Origin of the sequence: Falsochrobactrum shanghaiense, from assembly GCF_003149535.1 — a bacterium.
Classification (GTDB): Bacteria; Pseudomonadota; Alphaproteobacteria; order Rhizobiales; family Rhizobiaceae; genus Brucella; species Brucella shanghaiense.
The window spans coordinates 750,206-769,154 of record NZ_QGDB01000001.1 but is presented as its reverse complement, the minus strand read 5'-3'; the positions used below and the strand labels follow the sequence as shown (position 1 = coordinate 769,154).

Sequence of the window (18,949 nt, the reverse complement as noted above, 5' to 3'; positions counted from 1 at the left end):
GCATGACCGAGCGCACAATTCTTATTGTGGATGACGACGAAGACCTTCGCAGCATTCTCGTCGAGCAACTGGAGCTATGCGAAGAATTCCTGATTCGTCAGGAAGACAATGCCACCAAGGGCATACAGGCGGCGCGCGAAGGCAGCGTCGATCTGCTGATCATGGATGTCGGCCTGCCGGATATGGACGGACGCGAAGCGGTGAAACTGCTGCGCAAGGGCGGGTTCAAGCCGCCGATCATCATGCTGACCGCGCAGGATACCGAATCGGATACGATTCTCGGCCTCGAAGCCGGTGCGAATGATTATGTCACCAAGCCGTTCAAATTCGCCGTGCTGCTTGCGCGCATCCGTGCGCAATTGCGCCAGCATGAGCAGAGCGAGGATGCGACCTTCACCGTCGGGCCCTATACGTTCAAGCCGGGGCAGAAATTGCTGCTGGACGAGAATGGCGGCAAGATACGCCTGACCGAAAAGGAATCGGCCATCATCAAATATCTCTATCGCGCCGGCGACAAGGTGATTGGCCGCGATATATTGCTTGAAGAGGTCTGGGGTTATAATTCCGGCGTCACCACCCATACGCTGGAAACCCATGTCTATCGCCTGCGTCAGAAAATCGAGAAAGATCCATCCAATGCGGCACTTCTGGTTACAGAAAGCGGGGGATATAAGCTTGTCCCCTGATGGACTGCGTCTGTTGCGGGTATAATGACACACTATGGCCCTTGATGACGACATCCGCATTCTTGGTACTGTAGGCCTGTTCGAGTCTTTCACGCCCGAACAGCTGAGACTGCTTGCCTTTGGCGCAGAGCGTCTCGTTCTGCGCGCGGGCCGCGAACTGTTTCGCGAAGGCCAGAGCGCAGATTGCGGCTATATCGTCGTTTCGGGCAATATCACGCTGTTTCATGAAACAGATACGGGGCGGGTCACGATCCGCCCGGTCGGCCCCGGTGCGATGCTGGGCGAGATGGCGCTGATTGCGCAGACCACGCGCCTGACCAGTGCGGTGGCTGAAGGGGAAACCGAAGTCATCCGCATCAGCCGCGCCATTTTCCGGCGGATTCTGGAAGAATATCCCGAAGCCGCCGCCTCGCTGCACACCCATATCAGCCGCAACCTGCTGCAACTGATCAGCGATATAGAACAGGTCGCGCCACGCCTTGGCGGCGAGGAATGATTGCCGGTCAGGCCCTTGCGATACGCTTCTTCCAGTAGCGAATCTGACGGCGCACTTCCTGCGGAGCCGTGCCGCCGAAGGACTGGCGGCTCCTGACCGATTTTTCCACCGTGAGATAGCCGAATACCGCATCGGTGATGCCGGGATGGATCGTTTGCAATTCTTCGAGCGAAAGCTTTGCCAGATCGACCTTCTTCCCCTCGGCCAGCGCCACCGCACGCCCCGTCACATGATGCGCCTCGCGGAAGGGCAGGCCAAGCTCACGCACCAGCCAGTCGGCCAGATCGGTCGCGGTCGAATAGCCAGAACCCGCAGCCTTCTTCATCGCCGCCACGTTGACGGTGATGTCGCGCACCATGCCGCTCATGGCGGCAATGGCGAGTTCGAGATTTTCAGCCGCGTCGAAGACCTGTTCCTTGTCTTCCTGCATATCCTTGGAATAGGCCAGCGGAAGGCCCTTCATGATGGTCAGAAGGGCGACAAGCGAGCCGTTGATGCGGCCCGTCTTGGCGCGCACCAGTTCGGCGGCGTCAGGGTTTTTCTTTTGCGGCATGATCGACGAGCCGGTCGAGAAAGCATCCGAGAGGCGCACGAAGTTGAATTGCGGCGTCGACCAGATGACGATTTCTTCGGCAAGGCGCGACAGATGCCCGGCGCAGATCGCGGCCAGCGACAAAAATTCCAGCGCATAATCGCGGTCGGAAACGCTGTCGAGCGAATTGCGGGTCGGTTCGCGAAAGCCGAGCGCCTCAGCCGTCATATGCCGGTCGATGGGAAATCCGGTTCCGGCAAGTGCTGCAGCCCCCAAAGGTGATTCGTCCATGCGCTCGATCGCATCGCGCACGCGCGACAGATCGCGTCCGAACATTTCCACATAGGCCATGCAATGATGGCCGAAAGTGACCGGCTGCGCCGTCTGCAAATGGGTGAAGCCGGGCATGACGGTCGCGGCATGTTCCTCGGCGCGCTCCAGAAAAGCCTCGATGAGATTTTTCAGCGCCTGCGCCGTCTTTTGCAATTCCTGCTTGACCCAGAGGCGGAAATCGACCGCCACCTGATCATTGCGCGAACGCGCCGTATGCAGGCGTCCGGCGGCGGCGCCGATCAGCTCGGCCAGGCGCGATTCGATATTCATGTGAATATCTTCAAGCTTGCGCGAGAAGACGAATTTGCCACCTTCGATTTCCTTGGCGATGGTTTTCAGCCCGGCTTCGATCTGCGCGTGATCTTCTGCCGTAATAATGCCGGTCTTTGCCAGCATGGCTGCATGGGCGAGCGAACCTTGAATATCCTGCGCATAGAGCTTGCGGTCATAGCCGATCGATGCATTGATCTCTTCCATGATCGCATCGGGCCCTGAGGCAAAACGGCCGCCCCACATCTGGTTGCTTGATTTTTGTTCGCTCATGCTCATATGCCCCGAATGACGTTTGGCGGAATACTGGAAAGAAGTGATACTCGATGACAGAAGACAGGGAAAAGGCGAAATCCGAACATCCGAAGCAATCGGGAAATCGCAGGATCGTCCTTCTTGCCGCCCTTGCCGGTGTCATTGCCGGTATCGGGGCGGTATACGTGATGGAACGGCCTTCTGGCAATGCGGTTGACAGCAATGTTTTGGCGCAGGTCGATGCGGCCCCCGCGCAATGCGCGCTCAAAGCCGAGGCCCTTGCAGCGCTCGATGCAGCGGCAACGGGTGATGTCGCGGCCATGCGGGCTGCGGAAAAGCCGGTTTCCGTCTCGCAGATCGCCTTTACTGGCCCCGACGGCAAACAGATGACGCTGGGCGATTACAAGGGCAAGGTGCTCTTGGTCAATCTCTGGGCGACGTGGTGCGCGCCCTGCCGCGAGGAAATGCCGGAACTCGACAGCCTTCAGGCGCAGAAGGGCGGCGAGGATTTCGAGGTGGTGGCCATCAACATCGATACCGGCTCCGATGAAAAGCCCAAAAATTTCCTCGATGAGATCGGCGTGAAAAACCTCGCGCTCAACCGCGATGCCTCCATGTCGAGCTTCAATGAATTGAAGCGCAAGAACCTTGCTTTCGGCCTGCCGGTGACACTGCTGGTCGATGGGAATGGCTGCCAGATCGCCTCCATGAACGGGCCTGCGCCATGGGACGGGCCGGATGCGATCCGCTTGATCGACGCTGCCAGAGCGCTCTGATTACGCGGCTACGAAACCCGCGCGCTTGAGGCGGACAATCGCCAGATCGAGCGCGGACAGGAACGTCGAGCGGTCACGCGGCGAAAACGGCGCAGGCCCGCCCGTCACTTCCCCGGCGGAGCGCAGGCTGTCCATCAGGTTGCGGGTGGCCAGCGTATTGCCGATGCTGGCCTGCGTGTGAACACGCCCATTCGGCGCAATGACTGACGCGCCTTTTTCGATCGCGCGGCTTGCCAGCGGAATATCGGCAGTAATGACGATTGCGCCGGGATGGGAATTTTCCGCAATCCAGTCGTCGGCAGCATCGAGACCGTCGGAAACAATCACCCTTTCAACGCGCTCGGCATCGCGCGGAATGGCCATGAAACTGTTGGCGGCCAGAATGACAGGGAGGCCATGCCGCTCCGCCACGCGGTAAATTTCCGCTTTGACGGGGCAGGCATCGGCATCAACGAGAATGCGAATTGTTTTGGCTTGAACATCCATGCTGTTTCTTAGAGCATTTCCAGCAAAAGTGTGAAACGGTTTTGCTGGAAATGCTCTAAAAGGATGGGCTTTTCTTTACGGCAATGATCAATCGATGCTGAGTTCGGGCTGCTGCTCGCGCTTGCGAAAATTCATGATCGCGGCGTTGATTTCGGCCCCGAGAATGAAAATCGCCGAGAGCATATAGAGGAAAACGATCGCCACCATGATCGAGGCGAGGCCCGCATAGGTGGTGACGTAATTGGCAAATGTTTCCAGATATTTGGCGAAAGCGGTGGCGGCGGCCAGCCATGCGAGAAGTGTCAGCCCGATGCCGGGAAGAATATCGCTCAACCGGCGTTTTCCGGCAGGCAGCCAGATATGCACGATGAAGAGCGCCAGAACCAGAACGCCGACCGCAATACCGTAGCGCCAGAAGGCGATGGTGCCGGTAAAGGGTGCTATATCGGGGAACCACTGTTCGGCAAGGCGCACGGCAAGCGGCGCGAGAACCAGCAGAAAGCTGATGACCATGAGGCTGAGCGTGCCGATCAGCACGAAGCCAAGGCTTTGCAGGCGGCAGAAAATGATCGAGCGCTGGTCGGTGACGCGATAGGCGCGGTTGAGCGCGATCCGCAGGGCCTCGATGCCGTTGGAGGCAAAATAGGCCGCAGCGATCACACTCAGCGTCAGCAACCCGCCGCGCTGCACGGTCAGCACGTTCATGACTTCATTGGCGATGGGGGCTGCGATATTGGAAGGCCACATATCGAAAATGACATGGACCGCCGTATCGGCGAACTCCTTGGTGCCGAGAAAACTGGCCAGTGATGTTGCGAAAATCAGGAATGGAAAAAGCGCCATCAGGCCCGACAGCGCGATATGGCTTGCAAATGCCCAGCCATCGTCGCTGCTGAAATGCCCATACACGTCGAAAGTGATCTGACGGAGAAAACGTTTGATTTTTCGCATCCGCAGATATTCCCCTTCTTTTCGCCGGGCAAGGAATCGAACCCGCCCTAAATCCCGCATAAGACTTAGGATTGCAAGGGCATTACCATTTTAAAGCGCAGGCGAATCAAGCACTGTTGCAAAATGGGATGATATTCCAGCTATCCATTGGAGGCGTCGAAGCCGCATCCGCATTATGTGGTTACGCAATCCGCGAAACCGGCTATTCTGGAGCAATATCTGCTTTGGTCATGCCGGGATCGCTCGGATACCGGCTGACCGCCGATTGCGGAACTTAACGCGCGCTCGGCGGGCAGGTCACGGGAAGGAAATAGAATGGACTTTTTGTTCAAGGCAGCGGCCATGGTCGCCATGGCGGCGGTGGCCATCGTGCTTATTATCGGGCTGCGCAACATGATGCGGGGCGGCGACGCCAATTTCTCAAACAAGATGATGCAGTTGCGTGTCCTTCTGCAATTTGTCGCCATAATACTGATTGTCGGGGCGATCTATTTCGCCCGCCAGACGAGTGGACAATAATTGGCAGGCGGCGAAGATGGTCAAGCTCAACAAGATTTACACCCGCACCGGCGATAATGGCACAACCGGCCTTGCCAGCGGGCCGCGGCGGCTCAAATCCGACCTGCGCGTGGAAGCCTATGGCAACGTGGACGAAACAAATGCCTGCATCGGCATGGCGCGCATTCATACGGGTGGAGACGGCAATCCCCTTGCTGAAATCGACGCCATGCTGGCGCGGGTTCAGAACGATCTTTTCGATCTCGGTGCCGATCTGGCCACGCCTGACGACGGCAAGCCGCTGGCCTATGAACCTTTGCGCATCGTTGCCTCGCAGGTCGAAAGACTGGAAGCGGATATTGACCGGCTCAATGCCGATCTTCAGCCCTTGCGCTCCTTCATCCTGCCCGGCGGCTCGCCCGCATCTGCCGCACTCCATCTGGCCCGCACCGTCTCGCGCCGTGCCGAACGGCTGATGGTCGCCCTCGCCCGCTGCGAAGGCGAAACCGTATCTTCGCAAGCGCTGCAATATATAAACCGGCTTTCCGACCTACTCTTTGTGGCCTCGCGCACCGTGAACGATAATGGCGCAAGCGATGTTCTTTGGGTGCCCGGTAAAAACAGATAAGCCAAAACAGATAAGCCAAAATAGGTAAGCGTTCATTCCTCGTGTACGCGGATCAGCCCTTCCTGCGTCACCGAGGCGATCAACACGCCTTCGCGCGTATAAAGCGAGCCGCGATTGAAGCCGCGCGCGCCCGATGCGCTCGGCGTATCCTGCGTATAGAGCAGCCAATCATCAAGACGGCAGGGACGATGAAACCACATGGCATGATCGAGGCTCGCCGCCTGCAGGTCACGATCAAAAATGCTGCGCCCATGCGGATGCAGCGCCGTGTCGAGCAGCGTCATATCCGAAAGATAGGCGAGGATCGCCGCCTGAAGCGCGCGGTCATCGGGCACGATGCCTTTTGTCCGCAGCCAGACATGCTGGCTGGGCGGCAGCTTCTCGCGTGAGAGATAATGCGTCAGCGAAACCGGCCTGATCTCGATGGGCCGCTCGCGCTCCCAGTATTTGCGCACATTGGCGGGGGCCAAATGCAGATATTTCTCCTTGAGCTCGCGCTCTCCGGCCAGATCTTCAGGCATCGGCAAGCCCTCCGGCATGGCGATCTGATGATCCAGCCCGCCTTCATCGACCTGAAACGACGCCGAAAGCGAGAAGATTGCCTTGCCATGCTGCCTAGCCAGCACACGCCTTGTATTGAAGCTTGAACCGTCGCGGATTCGGTCGACTTCATAGATAATCGGAATCGCGGGATCGCCCGGACGCACGAAATAGGCATGAAGCGAATGCACATGCCGCTCTGCGTCGACCGTGCGTTGCGCCGCCATCAACGGCTGCCCGAGCACCTGCCCGCCAAAGACCCGCTGCCAGCCGACCTGTGGGCTGTTGCCGCGAAAAAGGTCCATTTCAAGCGCTTCGAGATCGAGCGTCGCAAGCAGCGTCTCCATTGCCTTCGTCTGTTGCTGCCGGACCTCCGGTTTCTTTCTCGATGAGTGGGACTTTTCATTATCGGACATGGACAGCCTCTCCCCTGCGCCACTATATGGGCTATAGTGCGGATCAGTTCTTTGGGCCTGCATGATAGAATCTGTCAAGGGATTGGCCAAATACCGGAAAGGAAATGATATGTCTGCCGGAAAGAAGCAAGAAACAACGGCTATGGACGATGTGGTGATCGCAGGCGGCGGCTATGTCGGCCTTGTCACCGCCGTTTCCATCAAATCCGCAGCCCCGCATCTTTCCGTCACCGTCATTGACGCAGCCCCCGCAGGCGCATGGAAAACCGATCCGCGCGCCTCTTCCATCGCCGCCGCTGCCGCGCGCATGCTCGACAAGATCGGCTGCTGGCAGGAAATCGTAACCCAGGCGCAGCCCATCACCGAAATGGTCATCACCGATTCGCGCACTTCCGATCCCGTGCGCCCGGTCTTTCTCACCTTTGCCGGTGATGTGAACCCCGGCGAGCCTTTCGCCCATATGGTGGAAAACCGCGTCCTCAACACGGCCCTGCACAATCGCGCCGACGAACTTGGCATCACCTTTATCGAGGCGGTGACGGTCGAAAATTTCCAGACCGGACCGGAAGCGGTCTCGGTTCGGCTCGGCAATGGCGATACGTTGCGCACACGCCTGCTGATTGCCGCTGACGGCGCAAAATCGCGCCTGCGCGATCAGGCGGGCATCAAAACCGTCAACTGGGATTACGGCCAGTCGGGCATTGTCTGCAACGTTTCCCATGAACACCCGCACAATGGCCGCGCGGATGAGCATTTCCTGCCTGCCGGGCCTTTCGCGATCCTGCCGCTGCCGGGCAATCGCAGTTCGCTGGTCTGGGCCGAACGCACCGCCGATGCCGAACGGCTCATCCGCGCCGATGATTTCGTCTTTGAAGCCGAACTCGAACAGCGTTTCGGGCATCGCCTTGGTGCGCTGACCATCGAAGGGCCGCGCCGCGCCTTCCCGCTCGGCCTCACTCTGGTTCGCGAATATGTGAAGCCGCGTTTCGCCCTTGTCGGCGACGCCGCCCACCGCATTCATCCGATTGCCGGTCAGGGCCTCAATCTGGGCTTCCGCGACGCCGCCGCCATTGCCGAAATCGTCGTCGAAACCGACCGGCTCGGCCTCGATATAGGTTCGTTCGCAGCCCTTGAGCGCTATCAGGGCTGGCGGCGCTTCGATACGGTGCAGATGGGCGTCACCACCGATATTTTGACCAGGCTTTTCGCCAATGACAATCCGGCCATCCGCTCGATCCGCGATATTGGCCTCGGCCTCGTTGATCGCGTTCCGGCATTGAAGAACTATTTCATCAAGCAGGCGGCGGGTCTTTCGGGCGATACCCCGCGTCTTTTGCAGGGCGAACCCATTTAATACTGGAAGCGGACGGCAAGCGCCCTATGTCGATGGAAAGCAACCGACAGAGCAGGAGAAGCTTCCATGGACAGAAAAGCAACGGCCGTCTGGCAAGGCACATTGAAGGAAGGCAAGGGCACGCTGACCACGCAAAGCGGCGCTCTCAAAAACCTTCCCTATGATTTCAAGGCCCGCTTCGAGGATGAAAGCGGACAGGCAGGCACCAATCCGGAAGAGCTTCTGGGCGCGGCCCATGCAGGCTGCTTTGCCATGCAGCTTTCAGCCTTCCTCGCCGAACACGGCACGCCTGCCGAAAAACTGGAAGCAACCGCCACCGTCAGCGTCGGCCCCGCTTCGGGCGGCGGTTTTGCGATCAGCCGCAGCGCATTGACGCTCACGGCAAGCGTTCCCGGCATTTCCGCCGACGATTTCGACAAGCTGGCCAAAAAGGCCAAGGAATCCTGCCCGCTCTCCAAGGCGCTGGGCGCAATCGAAGTCACGCTTGACGCAAAACTGAACTGAACCTGCTTTTTTATGGGGGGCTGGCGACAGCCTTCCATATTTTTATTTATTCATTTTTCAGCCCGGATTTTTTCAGATGCAAAAGCCTTTTGCAATCGCTACCTTGCTGCTCATGATGACGACCGCCTCCTCGCAAGCCATAACGGCCCGTGAAAAGCGCGATGCCGAGCAACGCGACATCGGCACGGCTGCATTTACCGCGCACGACTACCGCCCCGGCACGGTGCAGCATGTCGTGCTGTTTCACTATAAAGCCTCCGTAACCCCCGCGCAGATCAAGGAGGTGCGCGAGCGCTTCCTTGCGCTGAAGGATGAGGCGCAGCGCGACGGCAAGCCCTATATTCTGCGCCTTGAAGCAGGCGCGCAGAACAGCGGCGAAGGGGTCGATTACGGCTTTCAGGAAGGCTTTATCGTCACTTTCGCTTCCGAAGGTGATCGCAATTACTATGTCGGCACGCCGGTCGTGAGTGATCCGCGCTTCTACGACCCGGCCCATCAGCGCTTCAAGGATTTCGTCGGCCCGCTTCTTGGCGAAAAAGACGGCGTTCTCGTCTTCGATTTCAACGCCTCTGAAATATAGCTATTCCGGCAGGTGGCAGACGGCCTCGATATTGTGCCCGTCGGGATCGATCACGAAGGCTGCATAATAATCGGGATGATATTGCTCGCGCAGCCCCGGTTTTCCATTGTCGCGTCCGCCTGCGGCAAGGGCCGCTTCATGAAAGCGATCCACTTCCGAACGGGTGCCTGCTGAAAAGGCGACATGCAGAACGCCTTCCAGCCTTGCGTCCTTTTGCTTGCCGATCCAGAATTCCGGCTTGCCATTGCGGCCATAGCCGACCCAGCCGCGAAATTCCATGATCTGCGTAATACCCAGCGGCGCGAGTGCAGCGTCGTAGAACGCCCGCGATCTGCTCATGGTGGAAATATTGAAGCCGATATGATCAAGCATGAAGCGACTCCGCAATAATAAGCCTCTTCCAAGGAAATAGTGCAGCCGGGCAAAGATCAAGTGCAAAAGAAAAGGGGAGGCTTGAGCCTCCCCTTCATTCATTTCATGACTGACGCGCTTACACGCGGCGTTCAACCATCATCTTCTTGATTTCGGCAACCAAGAGGCGTGGAGGCCGCAGGCCGACAGGGATACAAGAAAGCGATTGCCGCGCTTACACGCGGCGCTCGACCATCATCTTCTTGATTTCGGCAATCGCCTTGGCCGGGTTCAGACCCTTGGGGCAGGTCTGCGTGCAGTTCATGATCGTGTGGCAGCGATAGAGCCGGAACGGGTCTTCGAGATTATCGAGACGCTCGCCCTTGGCTTCGTCGCGGCTGTCGATCAGCCAGCGATAGGCCTGAAGCAGCACGGCGGGGCCGAGATAGCGATCACCGTTCCACCAATAGCTCGGGCACGAGGTCGAGCAGCAGGCGCACAGGATGCACTCGTAAAGCCCGTCGAGCTTGGCGCGGTCGTCATGGCTCTGCAACCATTCCTTCTGCGGCTCCGGCGAAACCGTCTTGAGCCATGGCTCAATCGAGCGGTGCTGGGCATAGAACGTGTTGAGGTCGGGCACGAGGTCCTTGACCACCGGCATATGCGGCAGCGGATAGACCTTGATGGACCCCTTGATGTCGTCCATGCCCTTGGTGCAGGCCAGCGTGTTCGCGCCGTCGATATTCATGGCGCAGGAACCGCAAATGCCTTCGCGGCACGAGCGGCGCAGCGTCAGCGTCGGATCGATCTTGTTCTTGATATAGAGCAGACCATCCAGCACCATCGGGCCGCAATCGTCGCGGTCGACATAATAGGTGTCGATGCTCGGATTGGCGTCGTCATCCGGCGACCAGCGATAGATGCGGAATTCCGTTACATTCTTGGCCCCATCCGGACGCGGCCAGGTCTTGCCTTCCTGCATGCGGGAATTCTTGGGAAGTGCGAGTTCAACCATTGCTCATTCCCCCGATCAATAAACGCGCTTTTTCGGCGCAATCTTGGCAAGCTCGATGCCGCCTTCATCTTCCGTGGTCAACGGATCGAGATGAACGGGGCGATAATCGAGCTTCACATCGCCATTGGGTGACAGCCAGGACAGGCTGTGCTTGCGCCAGTTGGCGTCGTCGCGGTCCGGGAAATCCTCACGCGCATGCGCGCCGCGGCTTTCCTGGCGGGCTTCCGCCGCAACCACCGTGGTCATGGCGTTGGCCATCAGGTTTTCCAGCTCCAGCGTTTCCACCAGATCGGAATTCCAGATCATCGAACGATCACTCACCTTGAGATCGGGCAGTTCGTGCCAGATCTGGTGCATGCGCTCAACGCCCTGCTGGAGCGATTCGGCTGTGCGGAACACGGCAGCGTCCTCCTGCATGGTGCGCTGCATCTTTTCACGCAGTTCCGCAGTCGGCGTCGAACCATTGGCATGACGCAGGCGGTCGAAACGATCCATGATCTTTTCGACTTCTGCCTCATTGATGTCGGGAATCTTCGTCGTGCGGTCGATAACCTCACCGGCGCGGATTGCAGCCGCACGGCCGAACACGACAAGATCGATCAGCGAGTTAGAGCCAAGACGGTTCGCACCATGCACCGAAGCACAACCCGCTTCACCCACAGCCATCAGGCCCGGCTGGACGCGGTCGGGGTCTTCTGCGGTCGGGTTGAGCACTTCGCCCCAGTAATTGGTCGGAATGCCGCCCATATTATAGTGAACCGTCGGCAGGACCGGAATCGGTTCCTTGGTCACATCGACGCCTGCGAAAATCTTGGCCGATTCCGAAATGCCCGGCAGGCGCTCATGCAGCACAGCCGGATCGAGATGGTCGAGATGCAGGAAGATATGGTCCTTGTTGCGACCGACGCCGCGACCGGCGCGGATTTCCATGGTCATGCAGCGCGAAACCACGTCGCGCGAGGCAAGATCCTTGGCGGAAGGCGCATAACGCTCCATGAAGCGCTCGCCTTCGGAATTGACCAGATAGCCGCCTTCGCCGCGCGCGCCTTCGGTAATCAGGCAGCCCGCGCCGTAAATGCCGGTCGGATGGAACTGCACGAATTCCATGTCCTGAAGCGGCAGGCCGGTGCGCGCCACCATGCCGCCGCCGTCGCCGGTGCAGGTATGGGCGGAGGTCGCCGAGAAATAGGCGCGGCCATAGCCGCCCGTCGCCAGAACCACCATCTTGGCCGAGAAGCGATGGATCGTGCCGTCATCGAGGTTCCACGCCACGACGCCGGTGCACACGCCATCGGTCATGATGAGGTCGAGCGCGAAATATTCGATGAAGAACTGCGCATTATGCTTGAGCGACTGGCCATAAAGCGTGTGCAGGATGGCATGGCCGGTCCGGTCGGCTGCGGCACAGGTGCGCTGCACCGGAGGACCGTCGCCGAAATTCTGCATATGGCCGCCAAAGGGGCGCTGGTAGATCTTGCCCTCTTCGGTGCGCGAGAATGGCACGCCATAATGCTCAAGCTCATAGACGGCAGCAGGCGCTTCACGCGCCAGATATTCCATGGCGTCGGTATCGCCGAGCCAGTCCGATCCCTTGACGGTATCGTACATGTGCCATTGCCAGCTATCCGGCCCCATATTCTTGAGCGAAGCGGCAATGCCGCCCTGCGCTGCAACCGTGTGCGAGCGCGTGGGGAAAACCTTGGTGATGCAGGCGGTCTTCAACCCCTGCTCCGCCATGCCCAGCGTCGCGCGCAGGCCCGCGCCGCCAGCGCCAACCACCACGACGTCGAATTTATGATCGACAAACTTGTAGGACTTGCCGCCCGCAGCAGGCGCCGCGTTGTTTACTGCACTAGCCATCGGGCCATCAACCTCCGAAGCTCAGCTTGAGGATCGCATAAAGACAGGCAAAGCCAACCACCACCGAAAAGAAGGTGTTGAGCATCACCAGCACGATCTTCATGCCTTCGCCATGAATATAATCTTCAATAATCACCTGCATGCCAAGGCGCATATGATAAACGCCGGTCAGCACGAACAGCGCCATCACCAGTGCGGTGAACGGATGCGCCAGAGAAGCTTTCACTTCCGCATAGCTTGCACCGTTGAGCGCAATGATCAGGCCGATGAAAAACAGCACCAGCGGCACCAGCGCCACCGCGCTCATGCGCTGGAACCAGAAATGACCGGTGCCTTCCTTGGCCGAACCCAGCCCGCGAACCTTGCCCAGAGGCGTACGCATATCGTTCATGTCAGATACCCTTTCAGCGCACCGCGAAAGCAACGACCCAGACGAGGATCGTCACAGGCAGCGAGAAGGCCAGCGTCGCCCAGGCGATCTTGCTGGCCGTATGCTTTTCAAGCCCCGCGCCCATATCCCAGATGAAATGGCGCACACCGCCAGCCAGATGATGCAGCAGCGCCCAGGTGTAGCCGAACAGGACCAGATAGCCGATCCATGAACTATAGAGAGCATTCACCGCATTGAAGGCATCTTCACCGATAGCCGCCGCAATCAGCCATGCGGCGAGAAGAAGCGTGCCGAAATAAAGCGCGCCCCCCGTGATGCGATGAATGATCGACATGGTCATCGTGATTTTTGGCCGATAGACCGACAAATGCGGCGATAATGGTCGCTGACGCGTTGCGCTCGTTTGTGTCATGGCTCTTTTGGGCTTCCCTGACGTTTTATCGATAACGACCATATTTCCGGGCGCTATTGATAGCGGGTTCATTCCGACCCCTTTTCGATGCCGCCCGGAACATGAAAGATAATTGAACCTGCCCCGGCGCAACCAAAGAATTATGGCAAGACCGTGATACACGGTCCTATGTGCCGCTTTCTACTGCGCTTTCGCCATTTCGTCAAAGATGCTTTTCGTGAAAAGAATAGCAATTGGTCGCACCTCGACGACACATTGACGTGAAAAAGCGATTCAAACGATTGAAGATCATCACATCAAAAACATGTGTAATTTCATCCACTTTAGGGAAATCAGCTCAACTGCCGAATCGAATCACATAGCTCGACCAGTCTGCCGCCGTCGCAACCTGTTCGTAGAGCTTGCGGCCATCTTCGGGCAGGCGCGGCGCATTGAGCATGAGCTTCGACCAGCTGCGCTCCTCGGCCTTGTCGGCCAGCACGTCGATCAGCGCCTTGGCGATGCCCTTGCCGCGATGATCGTGATGCACATAGATATGATCGACCTGCCCCGCGCGCAGCCCTGAGACGGGTTCGGGCAGATCGAAGAAGATCACGAAGCCGACCAGCTTGCCATCGACGCGCGCACCGAGAATTTCGGTGGCGCGGTCCTGCAACAGATGCTCGGCGTAATAATCATCCGGCCTGCGCGGCGCGCCGCGCTTCAATGCCTGCGCATAGCTGGCAAGCAGGGGCGCGAATTCGTGCGCATCCCGCAAGTGAAGCCGCGCAATATCAACGGCGTGATCCTCAGTCATTCGATGTTTCCTTCGCATCTTCCCAGGCACTTGGCACGATTGTAGAGCATTTCCGGCGCAAGTGGGAACCGCCTGTCATGATCCGCCAATAAAAAAGCCGCTGGAGCTGCCAGCGGCTTTTTGTTGCACAATATGGAAACCTATTTCCAGTCGCGAATATCGACAAAGTGACCGGCAATGGCTGCGGCAGCGGCCATGGCGGGCGAGACCAGATGCGTGCGACCCTTATAGCCCTGACGGCCTTCAAAATTGCGGTTCGAGGTCGAGGCGCAGCGCTCGCCCGGCTTCAGGCGGTCGTCATTCATGGCAAGACACATCGAGCAGCCCGGCTCGCGCCAGTCAAAGCCTGCTTCCATGAAAATCTTGTCCAGACCTTCGGCTTCCGCCTGTTCCTTGACGAGACCCGATCCCGGCACGACCATCGCGTCCACGCCATCGGCCACCTTCTTGCCTTCGACCATGCTGGCCGCAGCGCGCAAGTCTTCGATGCGCCCATTGGTGCACGAGCCGATGAACACGCGGTCAATGGCGATGTCCGTCATTTTCGTGCCGGGCTTGAGGCCCATATAATCGAGCGCGCGCCATTTGGACGAACGCTTGTTCTCATCCTCGATCTCGTCGGGGTTGGGCACGCTGCCGGTGACGGCGACCACGTCCTCAGGCGAAGAGCCCCAGGAGACGATCGGGGAAATTTGGGCCGCATCCAGATCGACGATCTTGTCGAAATGCGCGCCTTCATCCGAATGCAGCGTCTTCCAGTAGCGCAGCGCCTGTTCGAATTCCTCGCCCTTGGGCGCGCGCGGCTTGTCCTTGATATAGGCAAAGGTCGTCTCGTCAGGCGCGATCAGCCCGGCGCGTGCGCCGCCCTCGATCGACATGTTGCAGACCGTCATGCGGCCTTCCATCGAAAGCGAGCGGATGGCGTCGCCCGCATATTCGATCACATAGCCGGTTCCGCCTGCGGTGCCGATCTCGCCGATAATGGCAAGGGTGATGTCCTTGGCGGTGACGCCCGGCGCAAGCTCGCCATTGACACGCACCAGCATGTTCTTGGCTTTTTTCTGGATCAGCGTCTGCGTGGCGAGCACATGCTCGACCTCGGACGTGCCAATGCCATGCGCCAGCGAACCGAAAGCGCCATGGGTCGATGTATGGCTGTCGCCGCATACGATGGTCATGCCGGGCAGCGTGAAGCCCTGTTCCGGCCCGACAATATGCACGATGCCCTGGCGCCGGTCGCGCTCGGAATAATATTCGACGCCGAAATCGGCGGCATTCTTCGCCAGCGCCTCGACCTGAATGCGGCTTTCCTCGTTCTTGATGCCGTGAATACGGTCCGGCGAGGTCGGCACATTATGATCGACCACGGCCAGCGTGCGCTCGGGATGGCGCACCTTGCGGCCTGCCATGCGCAAGCCCTCGAAAGCCTGCGGGCTGGTCACTTCATGCACAAGATGGCGATCAATATAAAGGAGGCAGGTCCCGTCTTCCTGCTGATCCACTACATGGTCGTCCCAGATCTTGTCATAAAGTGTACGCGGCGCGCTCATTGCCAGTTCCTTTGAATAGTTCTCATCCTGCACGTCATATGGACCCACCGCCGCGCTTCGTCAAGAAATTGAAACCGCAGCAGGGTGTCGCAGTAAGAAAATTACGGCATAAAGTCGGTTTTATGTCTTAAATTACGCGAACCCCACGGGAGCGCGCAAATAAAAAGGCGGCCGAAGCCGCCTTTGAAACTTTCGCACTGTACGCAGATTTTATTCTGCGGCAGCAGCCTTGGCGGCGGCTTCAGCTTCAGCGACGCGCTTGTCGGCTTCGCGTTCGGCCTTGGTGCGGTTGTCTTTCTTCTCGGCGATACGGGCAGCCTTACCGGTGAGGCCGCGAAGATAGTAGAGCTTCGCGCGACGGACCTTACCGCGGCGAACCACTTCGACGGCTTCCACGATCGGCGAATAGACCGGGAATACGCGCTCGACGCCTTCGCCATAGGAAATCTTGCGAACGGTGAAATTCTCATGCAGGCCAGCGCCGGAACGGGCAATGCAGACGCCTTCATAGGCCTGCACGCGGGTACGCGTACCTTCGGTCACGCGGACCTGAACGCGAACGGTGTCGCCGGGCTGGAAATCGGGAAGCTTGCGCTTTTCTTCGATCTTTGCTGCCTGTTCGGCTTCAAGCTGACGAATAATATCGGTCATCGTCTTACTCCTTCTGAATTCTTCTCAAACAGTCAGAGCGCTCTGCACTTGCCGCCAAGCAACCTTGGCCTTGCGGCTATGCCTTCAATCTCAGGCAGGAGCGGTACACCATTTATTCGTTTACGGATGTCGGCAATCACCGAACCCGCGCGGCAATACACTATTGATGCCGATGAATCAAGAGCCGCCCTGTTTGCCCCGATAGGCTTCCCAAAGATCGGGACGGCGCTCGCGCGTGATGCGCTCGGCCTGCTCATGCCGCCATTTATCGATTGCGCCATGATTGCCCGAAGTCAGGATTTCAGGAATGGCGCGCTCTTCCCAGACTTGCGGGCGCGTATAATGCGGATGCTCCAGCAGCCCGGTTTCAAAGCTTTCCGTCTCGCCCGATTGCTGGTTGCCCATCACACCCGGCAAAAGGCGCACGACCGCATCAAGCAGCACGATGGCCGCCGTCTCGCCGCCTGAAAGAATATAATCCCCAATCGAGATTTCCTCAAGCGCGCGGCCTTCGATCACCCGCTCGTCGACGCCCTCGAAACGACCGCAAAGAATGATTGCGCCCGCGCCTTCCGCCAGTTCGCGCACCCGTTTTTGCGTCAACGGCGCACCGCGCGGGCTCATCAGCAGCATCGGACGCCCATCGGCCACGCTGTCGAGCGCGCGCGCCACCACATCCGCCTTCATCACCATGCCCGCACCGCCGCCCGATGGCGTGTCATCGACCATGCGGTGCCTGCCTTCGGCAAAGTCGCGAATCTGCACCGTATCGAGCGCCCATTTCCCCTCGCTGAGCGCCTTGCCCGCCAGCGAGACGCCAAGCGGACCGGGAAACATTTCCGGATAAAGGGTCAGTACGGATGCGTGAAACCCATCCGCCTCATGGCGCTCCAATGGGTCACTCATGGCTTTTTCGGCCGCTTGTTTAGCGCCTGCGGACCGTCTTCCTCATCGGCAATAAGACCCGCCGCCTGCGGATCAATCCGTATGAAACCCTGCTCGAAATCGATTTCCGGGACGGCTGCTTCTGAAAACGGGATCAGCATGGGGCGTTTGCCCTTGTCGCTCAATTCGATCAGGTCGCCGCCGCCGAAATCGAAAACCGCGCTGACCACGCCATAGGTATTTCCATCCGCATCGCGCGCTTCAAGCCCGATCAGATCGGCATGGAAAAACTCGTCCTCATCGAGTTCCTCATCGGGCAATTGCGAACGATCGATGAAGAGTGCGGTGCCATTGAGCGCTTCCGCCGCATTGCGGTCATTGACGCCCTTGAAACGCACCACCACGACATTCTTGGCCGGGCGGATTTCCAGGATTTCAAAGCTCTTGCCCTGCCCGTCATAGAGCAGGCCGTAATCGCCGATGGCCAGCGGATCGCCGGTAAAGGTCTTGACCCGCACTTCGCCGCGCGTGCCATGGGCCGCGCCGATGACGGCAAGCTGGATCGGATTTTCAGGACGCGGCATGGATCATTCCGTTTCTGGCCAGTTTCCGGCGGTAATTTCCTATCGCTTACCCAATTTCCCGCACAAACGCCAAGGAAAATAAACAGGCCCCGTTTACGGCACGGCAACCTGTCGCTGGCAGACTGTCGCCGACGCAACCCGAACGGCGAATTTCAGATCATGACCGCACAAAGCGAAATCCTCATTCCCGCCCGCGCCGATCTCATGGCCGCGCGCGAGGAATGGCTGAAAGCGCTCAAGGATATGCGTCGCCTTTCCGATAACACGCTCGAAGCCTATGAGCGCGATACGCGGCAATTCCTGCATTTTCTCACCGATCATCTGGGCGAACCGCCATCGCTTCGCGACATAGCCGGGCTGCGCGTCGCCGATCTGCGCTCCTATCTCGCCCGCCGCCGCAATGACGGCGCGGGCGCGCGAACATTGGGGCGCGGGCTTGCAGGCGTGCGCTCGCTGCTGCGCCATCTGGAAAAACGCGGCCTTGTCAATGCCGCGGGTGCGAGCGCAATCCGCGCCCCGCGCCAGCCCAAATCCCTGCCCAAGCCGCTAAGCACCGATGAAGCGCTTCGCGTCGTGGCAACAGACGGCCAGATAGCGGAAGAACCATGGATTGCCGCGCGCAACAGTGCCGTGCTGACGCTGCTTTATGGCTGCGGCCTGCGCATTTCCGAAGCGCTTGATCTTCCCGGCGATGCCTTAAATGATGCCGATGCGCGCTCGATCACCATCACGGGCAAGGGCGGCAAATCGCGCATGGTGCCGCTGCTGCCCGTCGTGCATCGGGCGCTGGCGCAATATCGCGCACTCTGCCCCTACGATCTAAGTGCCGACAAGCCGCTGTTTCGCGGAGCAAAAGGCGGCGTGCTCCATGCAGCCATCATCCAGCGCGAAATGCAGAAGCTGCGCGCGGGCCTCGGCCTGCCCGACAGTGCCACGCCGCACGCGCTGCGCCATTCCTTCGCAACCCATTTGCTTAGCCGCGGCGGCGATCTGCGCACCATTCAGGAACTGCTTGGCCATGCCAGCCTTTCCACCACGCAGGTCTATACCGGCGTGGATCAGGCGCGGCTGCTCGATGTCTATGACAAGGCCCATCCGCGCGCCTGATAAAAAAAGCGGCGGAGATTTGCTCGAAATCCCCGCCGCCGC

The 18,949-nt window shown here is 59.1% G+C and carries 23 protein-coding genes; 9 read left to right on the top strand and 14 right to left on the bottom strand.

Translation table 11 applies throughout. From position 1 onward, the window contains the following. Nucleotides 1–2 precede the first annotated feature (2 nt). Nucleotides 3–686, top strand: a complete 684-nt coding sequence (gene optR / locus DKP76_RS03655; RefSeq protein WP_109705032.1) for a response regulator OptR — start codon at nt 3–5, stop codon at nt 684–686. Nucleotides 687–720: 34 nt separating this feature from the next. After that, nucleotides 721–1,182 (top strand): cyclic nucleotide-binding domain-containing protein, encoded by a 462-nt coding sequence (locus DKP76_RS03650; protein WP_109705031.1) that lies wholly within the window; start codon nt 721–723, stop codon nt 1,180–1,182. A gap of 7 nt (nt 1,183–1,189) precedes the next feature. Here the strand turns inward: DKP76_RS03650 and argH are convergent, their stop codons facing one another. Next, on the bottom strand, nt 1,190–2,590 hold the full coding sequence (gene argH, locus DKP76_RS03645; protein ID WP_109705030.1) for an argininosuccinate lyase: 1,401 nt from the start codon (nt 2,588–2,590) through the stop codon (nt 1,190–1,192). A 53-nt stretch (nt 2,591–2,643) separates the two neighbouring features. On the opposite strand from argH, the gene tlpA reads away from it, so the two are divergent. After that, complete coding sequence (gene tlpA / locus DKP76_RS03640) at nt 2,644–3,348, top strand: thiol:disulfide interchange protein TlpA (RefSeq protein WP_109705029.1); 705 nt, start codon at nt 2,644–2,646, stop codon at nt 3,346–3,348. Here tlpA and DKP76_RS03635 read toward each other — a convergent pair whose 3' ends face one another. Together DKP76_RS03635 and DKP76_RS03630 are read right to left on the bottom strand one after the other, a co-directional pair. After that, nucleotides 3,349–3,834, bottom strand: coding sequence for a YaiI/YqxD family protein (locus DKP76_RS03635; RefSeq protein WP_109705028.1), 486 nt, complete (start codon nt 3,832–3,834; stop codon nt 3,349–3,351). 87 nt (nt 3,835–3,921) lie between these two features. Then, nucleotides 3,922–4,785, bottom strand: a complete 864-nt coding sequence (locus tag DKP76_RS03630; RefSeq protein WP_109705027.1) for a YihY/virulence factor BrkB family protein — start codon at nt 4,783–4,785, stop codon at nt 3,922–3,924. 315 nt (nt 4,786–5,100) lie between these two features. Here DKP76_RS03630 and DKP76_RS03625 point away from each other — a divergent pair, with 315 nt between their 5' ends. After that, nucleotides 5,101–5,304, top strand: a complete 204-nt coding sequence (locus DKP76_RS03625; protein WP_109705026.1) for a twin transmembrane helix small protein — start codon at nt 5,101–5,103, stop codon at nt 5,302–5,304. Nucleotides 5,305–5,320: 16 nt separating this feature from the next. After that, on the top strand, nt 5,321–5,911 hold the full coding sequence (locus DKP76_RS03620; RefSeq protein WP_109705025.1) for a cob(I)yrinic acid a,c-diamide adenosyltransferase: 591 nt from the start codon (nt 5,321–5,323) through the stop codon (nt 5,909–5,911). A gap of 32 nt (nt 5,912–5,943) precedes the next feature. Here the strand turns inward: DKP76_RS03620 and tesB are convergent, their stop codons facing one another. Further along, nucleotides 5,944–6,867 carry an acyl-CoA thioesterase II gene (tesB, locus tag DKP76_RS03615; RefSeq protein ID WP_109705024.1) on the bottom strand — a complete coding sequence of 308 codons (924 nt, stop codon included), beginning with the start codon at nt 6,865–6,867 and terminating at the stop codon, nt 5,944–5,946. A gap of 109 nt (nt 6,868–6,976) precedes the next feature. Here tesB and DKP76_RS03610 point away from each other — a divergent pair, with 109 nt between their 5' ends. From DKP76_RS03610 to DKP76_RS03600, 3 genes are all read left to right on the top strand, one after another. Further along, nucleotides 6,977–8,221 (top strand): ubiquinone biosynthesis hydroxylase, encoded by a 1,245-nt coding sequence (locus DKP76_RS03610; RefSeq protein ID WP_109705023.1) that lies wholly within the window; start codon nt 6,977–6,979, stop codon nt 8,219–8,221. 66 nt (nt 8,222–8,287) lie between these two features. Then, the gene (locus DKP76_RS03605; RefSeq protein WP_109705022.1) at nt 8,288–8,725 is read left to right on the top strand and encodes an OsmC family protein; all 438 of its coding nucleotides are present in this window, start codon (nt 8,288–8,290) and stop codon (nt 8,723–8,725) included. Between the two features lie 76 nt (nt 8,726–8,801). Continuing rightward, nucleotides 8,802–9,305 carry a Dabb family protein gene (locus DKP76_RS03600; RefSeq protein ID WP_109705021.1) on the top strand — a complete coding sequence of 168 codons (504 nt, stop codon included), beginning with the start codon at nt 8,802–8,804 and terminating at the stop codon, nt 9,303–9,305. Here DKP76_RS03600 and DKP76_RS03595 read toward each other — a convergent pair whose 3' ends face one another. From DKP76_RS03595 to rimM, 10 genes are all read right to left on the bottom strand, one after another. Next, entirely contained in the window at nt 9,306–9,677 is a 372-nt protein-coding gene (locus tag DKP76_RS03595; protein WP_109705020.1) for a VOC family protein, read from the bottom strand. It abuts the gene before it with no gap. 214 nt (nt 9,678–9,891) lie between these two features. After that, nucleotides 9,892–10,671, bottom strand: coding sequence for a succinate dehydrogenase iron-sulfur subunit (locus tag DKP76_RS03590; protein ID WP_109705019.1), 780 nt, complete (start codon nt 10,669–10,671; stop codon nt 9,892–9,894). 15 nt (nt 10,672–10,686) lie between these two features. After that, complete coding sequence (gene sdhA / locus DKP76_RS03585; RefSeq protein ID WP_109705018.1) at nt 10,687–12,531, bottom strand: succinate dehydrogenase flavoprotein subunit; 1,845 nt, start codon at nt 12,529–12,531, stop codon at nt 10,687–10,689. A gap of 7 nt (nt 12,532–12,538) precedes the next feature. Further along, the gene (sdhD, locus tag DKP76_RS03580) at nt 12,539–12,922 is read right to left on the bottom strand and encodes a succinate dehydrogenase, hydrophobic membrane anchor protein (RefSeq protein ID WP_109705017.1); all 384 of its coding nucleotides are present in this window, start codon (nt 12,920–12,922) and stop codon (nt 12,539–12,541) included. Nucleotides 12,923–12,935: 13 nt separating this feature from the next. Next, nucleotides 12,936–13,334 (bottom strand): succinate dehydrogenase, cytochrome b556 subunit, encoded by a 399-nt coding sequence (gene sdhC / locus DKP76_RS03575; protein ID WP_109705168.1) that lies wholly within the window; start codon nt 13,332–13,334, stop codon nt 12,936–12,938. A gap of 337 nt (nt 13,335–13,671) precedes the next feature. Then, nucleotides 13,672–14,130: a GNAT family N-acetyltransferase gene (locus DKP76_RS03570; protein ID WP_109705016.1), complete on the bottom strand. Its 459-nt coding sequence runs from the start codon at nt 14,128–14,130 to the stop codon at nt 13,672–13,674. A gap of 140 nt (nt 14,131–14,270) precedes the next feature. Then, nucleotides 14,271–15,680, bottom strand: coding sequence for a 3-isopropylmalate dehydratase large subunit (gene leuC / locus DKP76_RS03565; protein WP_109705015.1), 1,410 nt, complete (start codon nt 15,678–15,680; stop codon nt 14,271–14,273). 210 nt (nt 15,681–15,890) lie between these two features. After that, nucleotides 15,891–16,331: a 50S ribosomal protein L19 gene (gene rplS, locus DKP76_RS03560; protein ID WP_109705014.1), complete on the bottom strand. Its 441-nt coding sequence runs from the start codon at nt 16,329–16,331 to the stop codon at nt 15,891–15,893. A 177-nt stretch (nt 16,332–16,508) separates the two neighbouring features. Further along, complete coding sequence (trmD, locus tag DKP76_RS03555) at nt 16,509–17,237, bottom strand: tRNA (guanosine(37)-N1)-methyltransferase TrmD (protein WP_109705013.1); 729 nt, start codon at nt 17,235–17,237, stop codon at nt 16,509–16,511. Next, on the bottom strand, nt 17,234–17,800 hold the full coding sequence (gene rimM / locus DKP76_RS03550; protein WP_109705012.1) for a ribosome maturation factor RimM: 567 nt from the start codon (nt 17,798–17,800) through the stop codon (nt 17,234–17,236). The genes trmD and rimM overlap by 4 nt, the downstream gene beginning before the upstream one ends. Before the next feature lie 159 nt (nt 17,801–17,959). On the opposite strand from rimM, the gene DKP76_RS03545 reads away from it, so the two are divergent. After that, on the top strand, nt 17,960–18,907 hold the full coding sequence (locus tag DKP76_RS03545) for a tyrosine recombinase XerC (RefSeq protein WP_109705011.1): 948 nt from the start codon (nt 17,960–17,962) through the stop codon (nt 18,905–18,907). Nucleotides 18,908–18,949 lie beyond the last annotated feature (42 nt).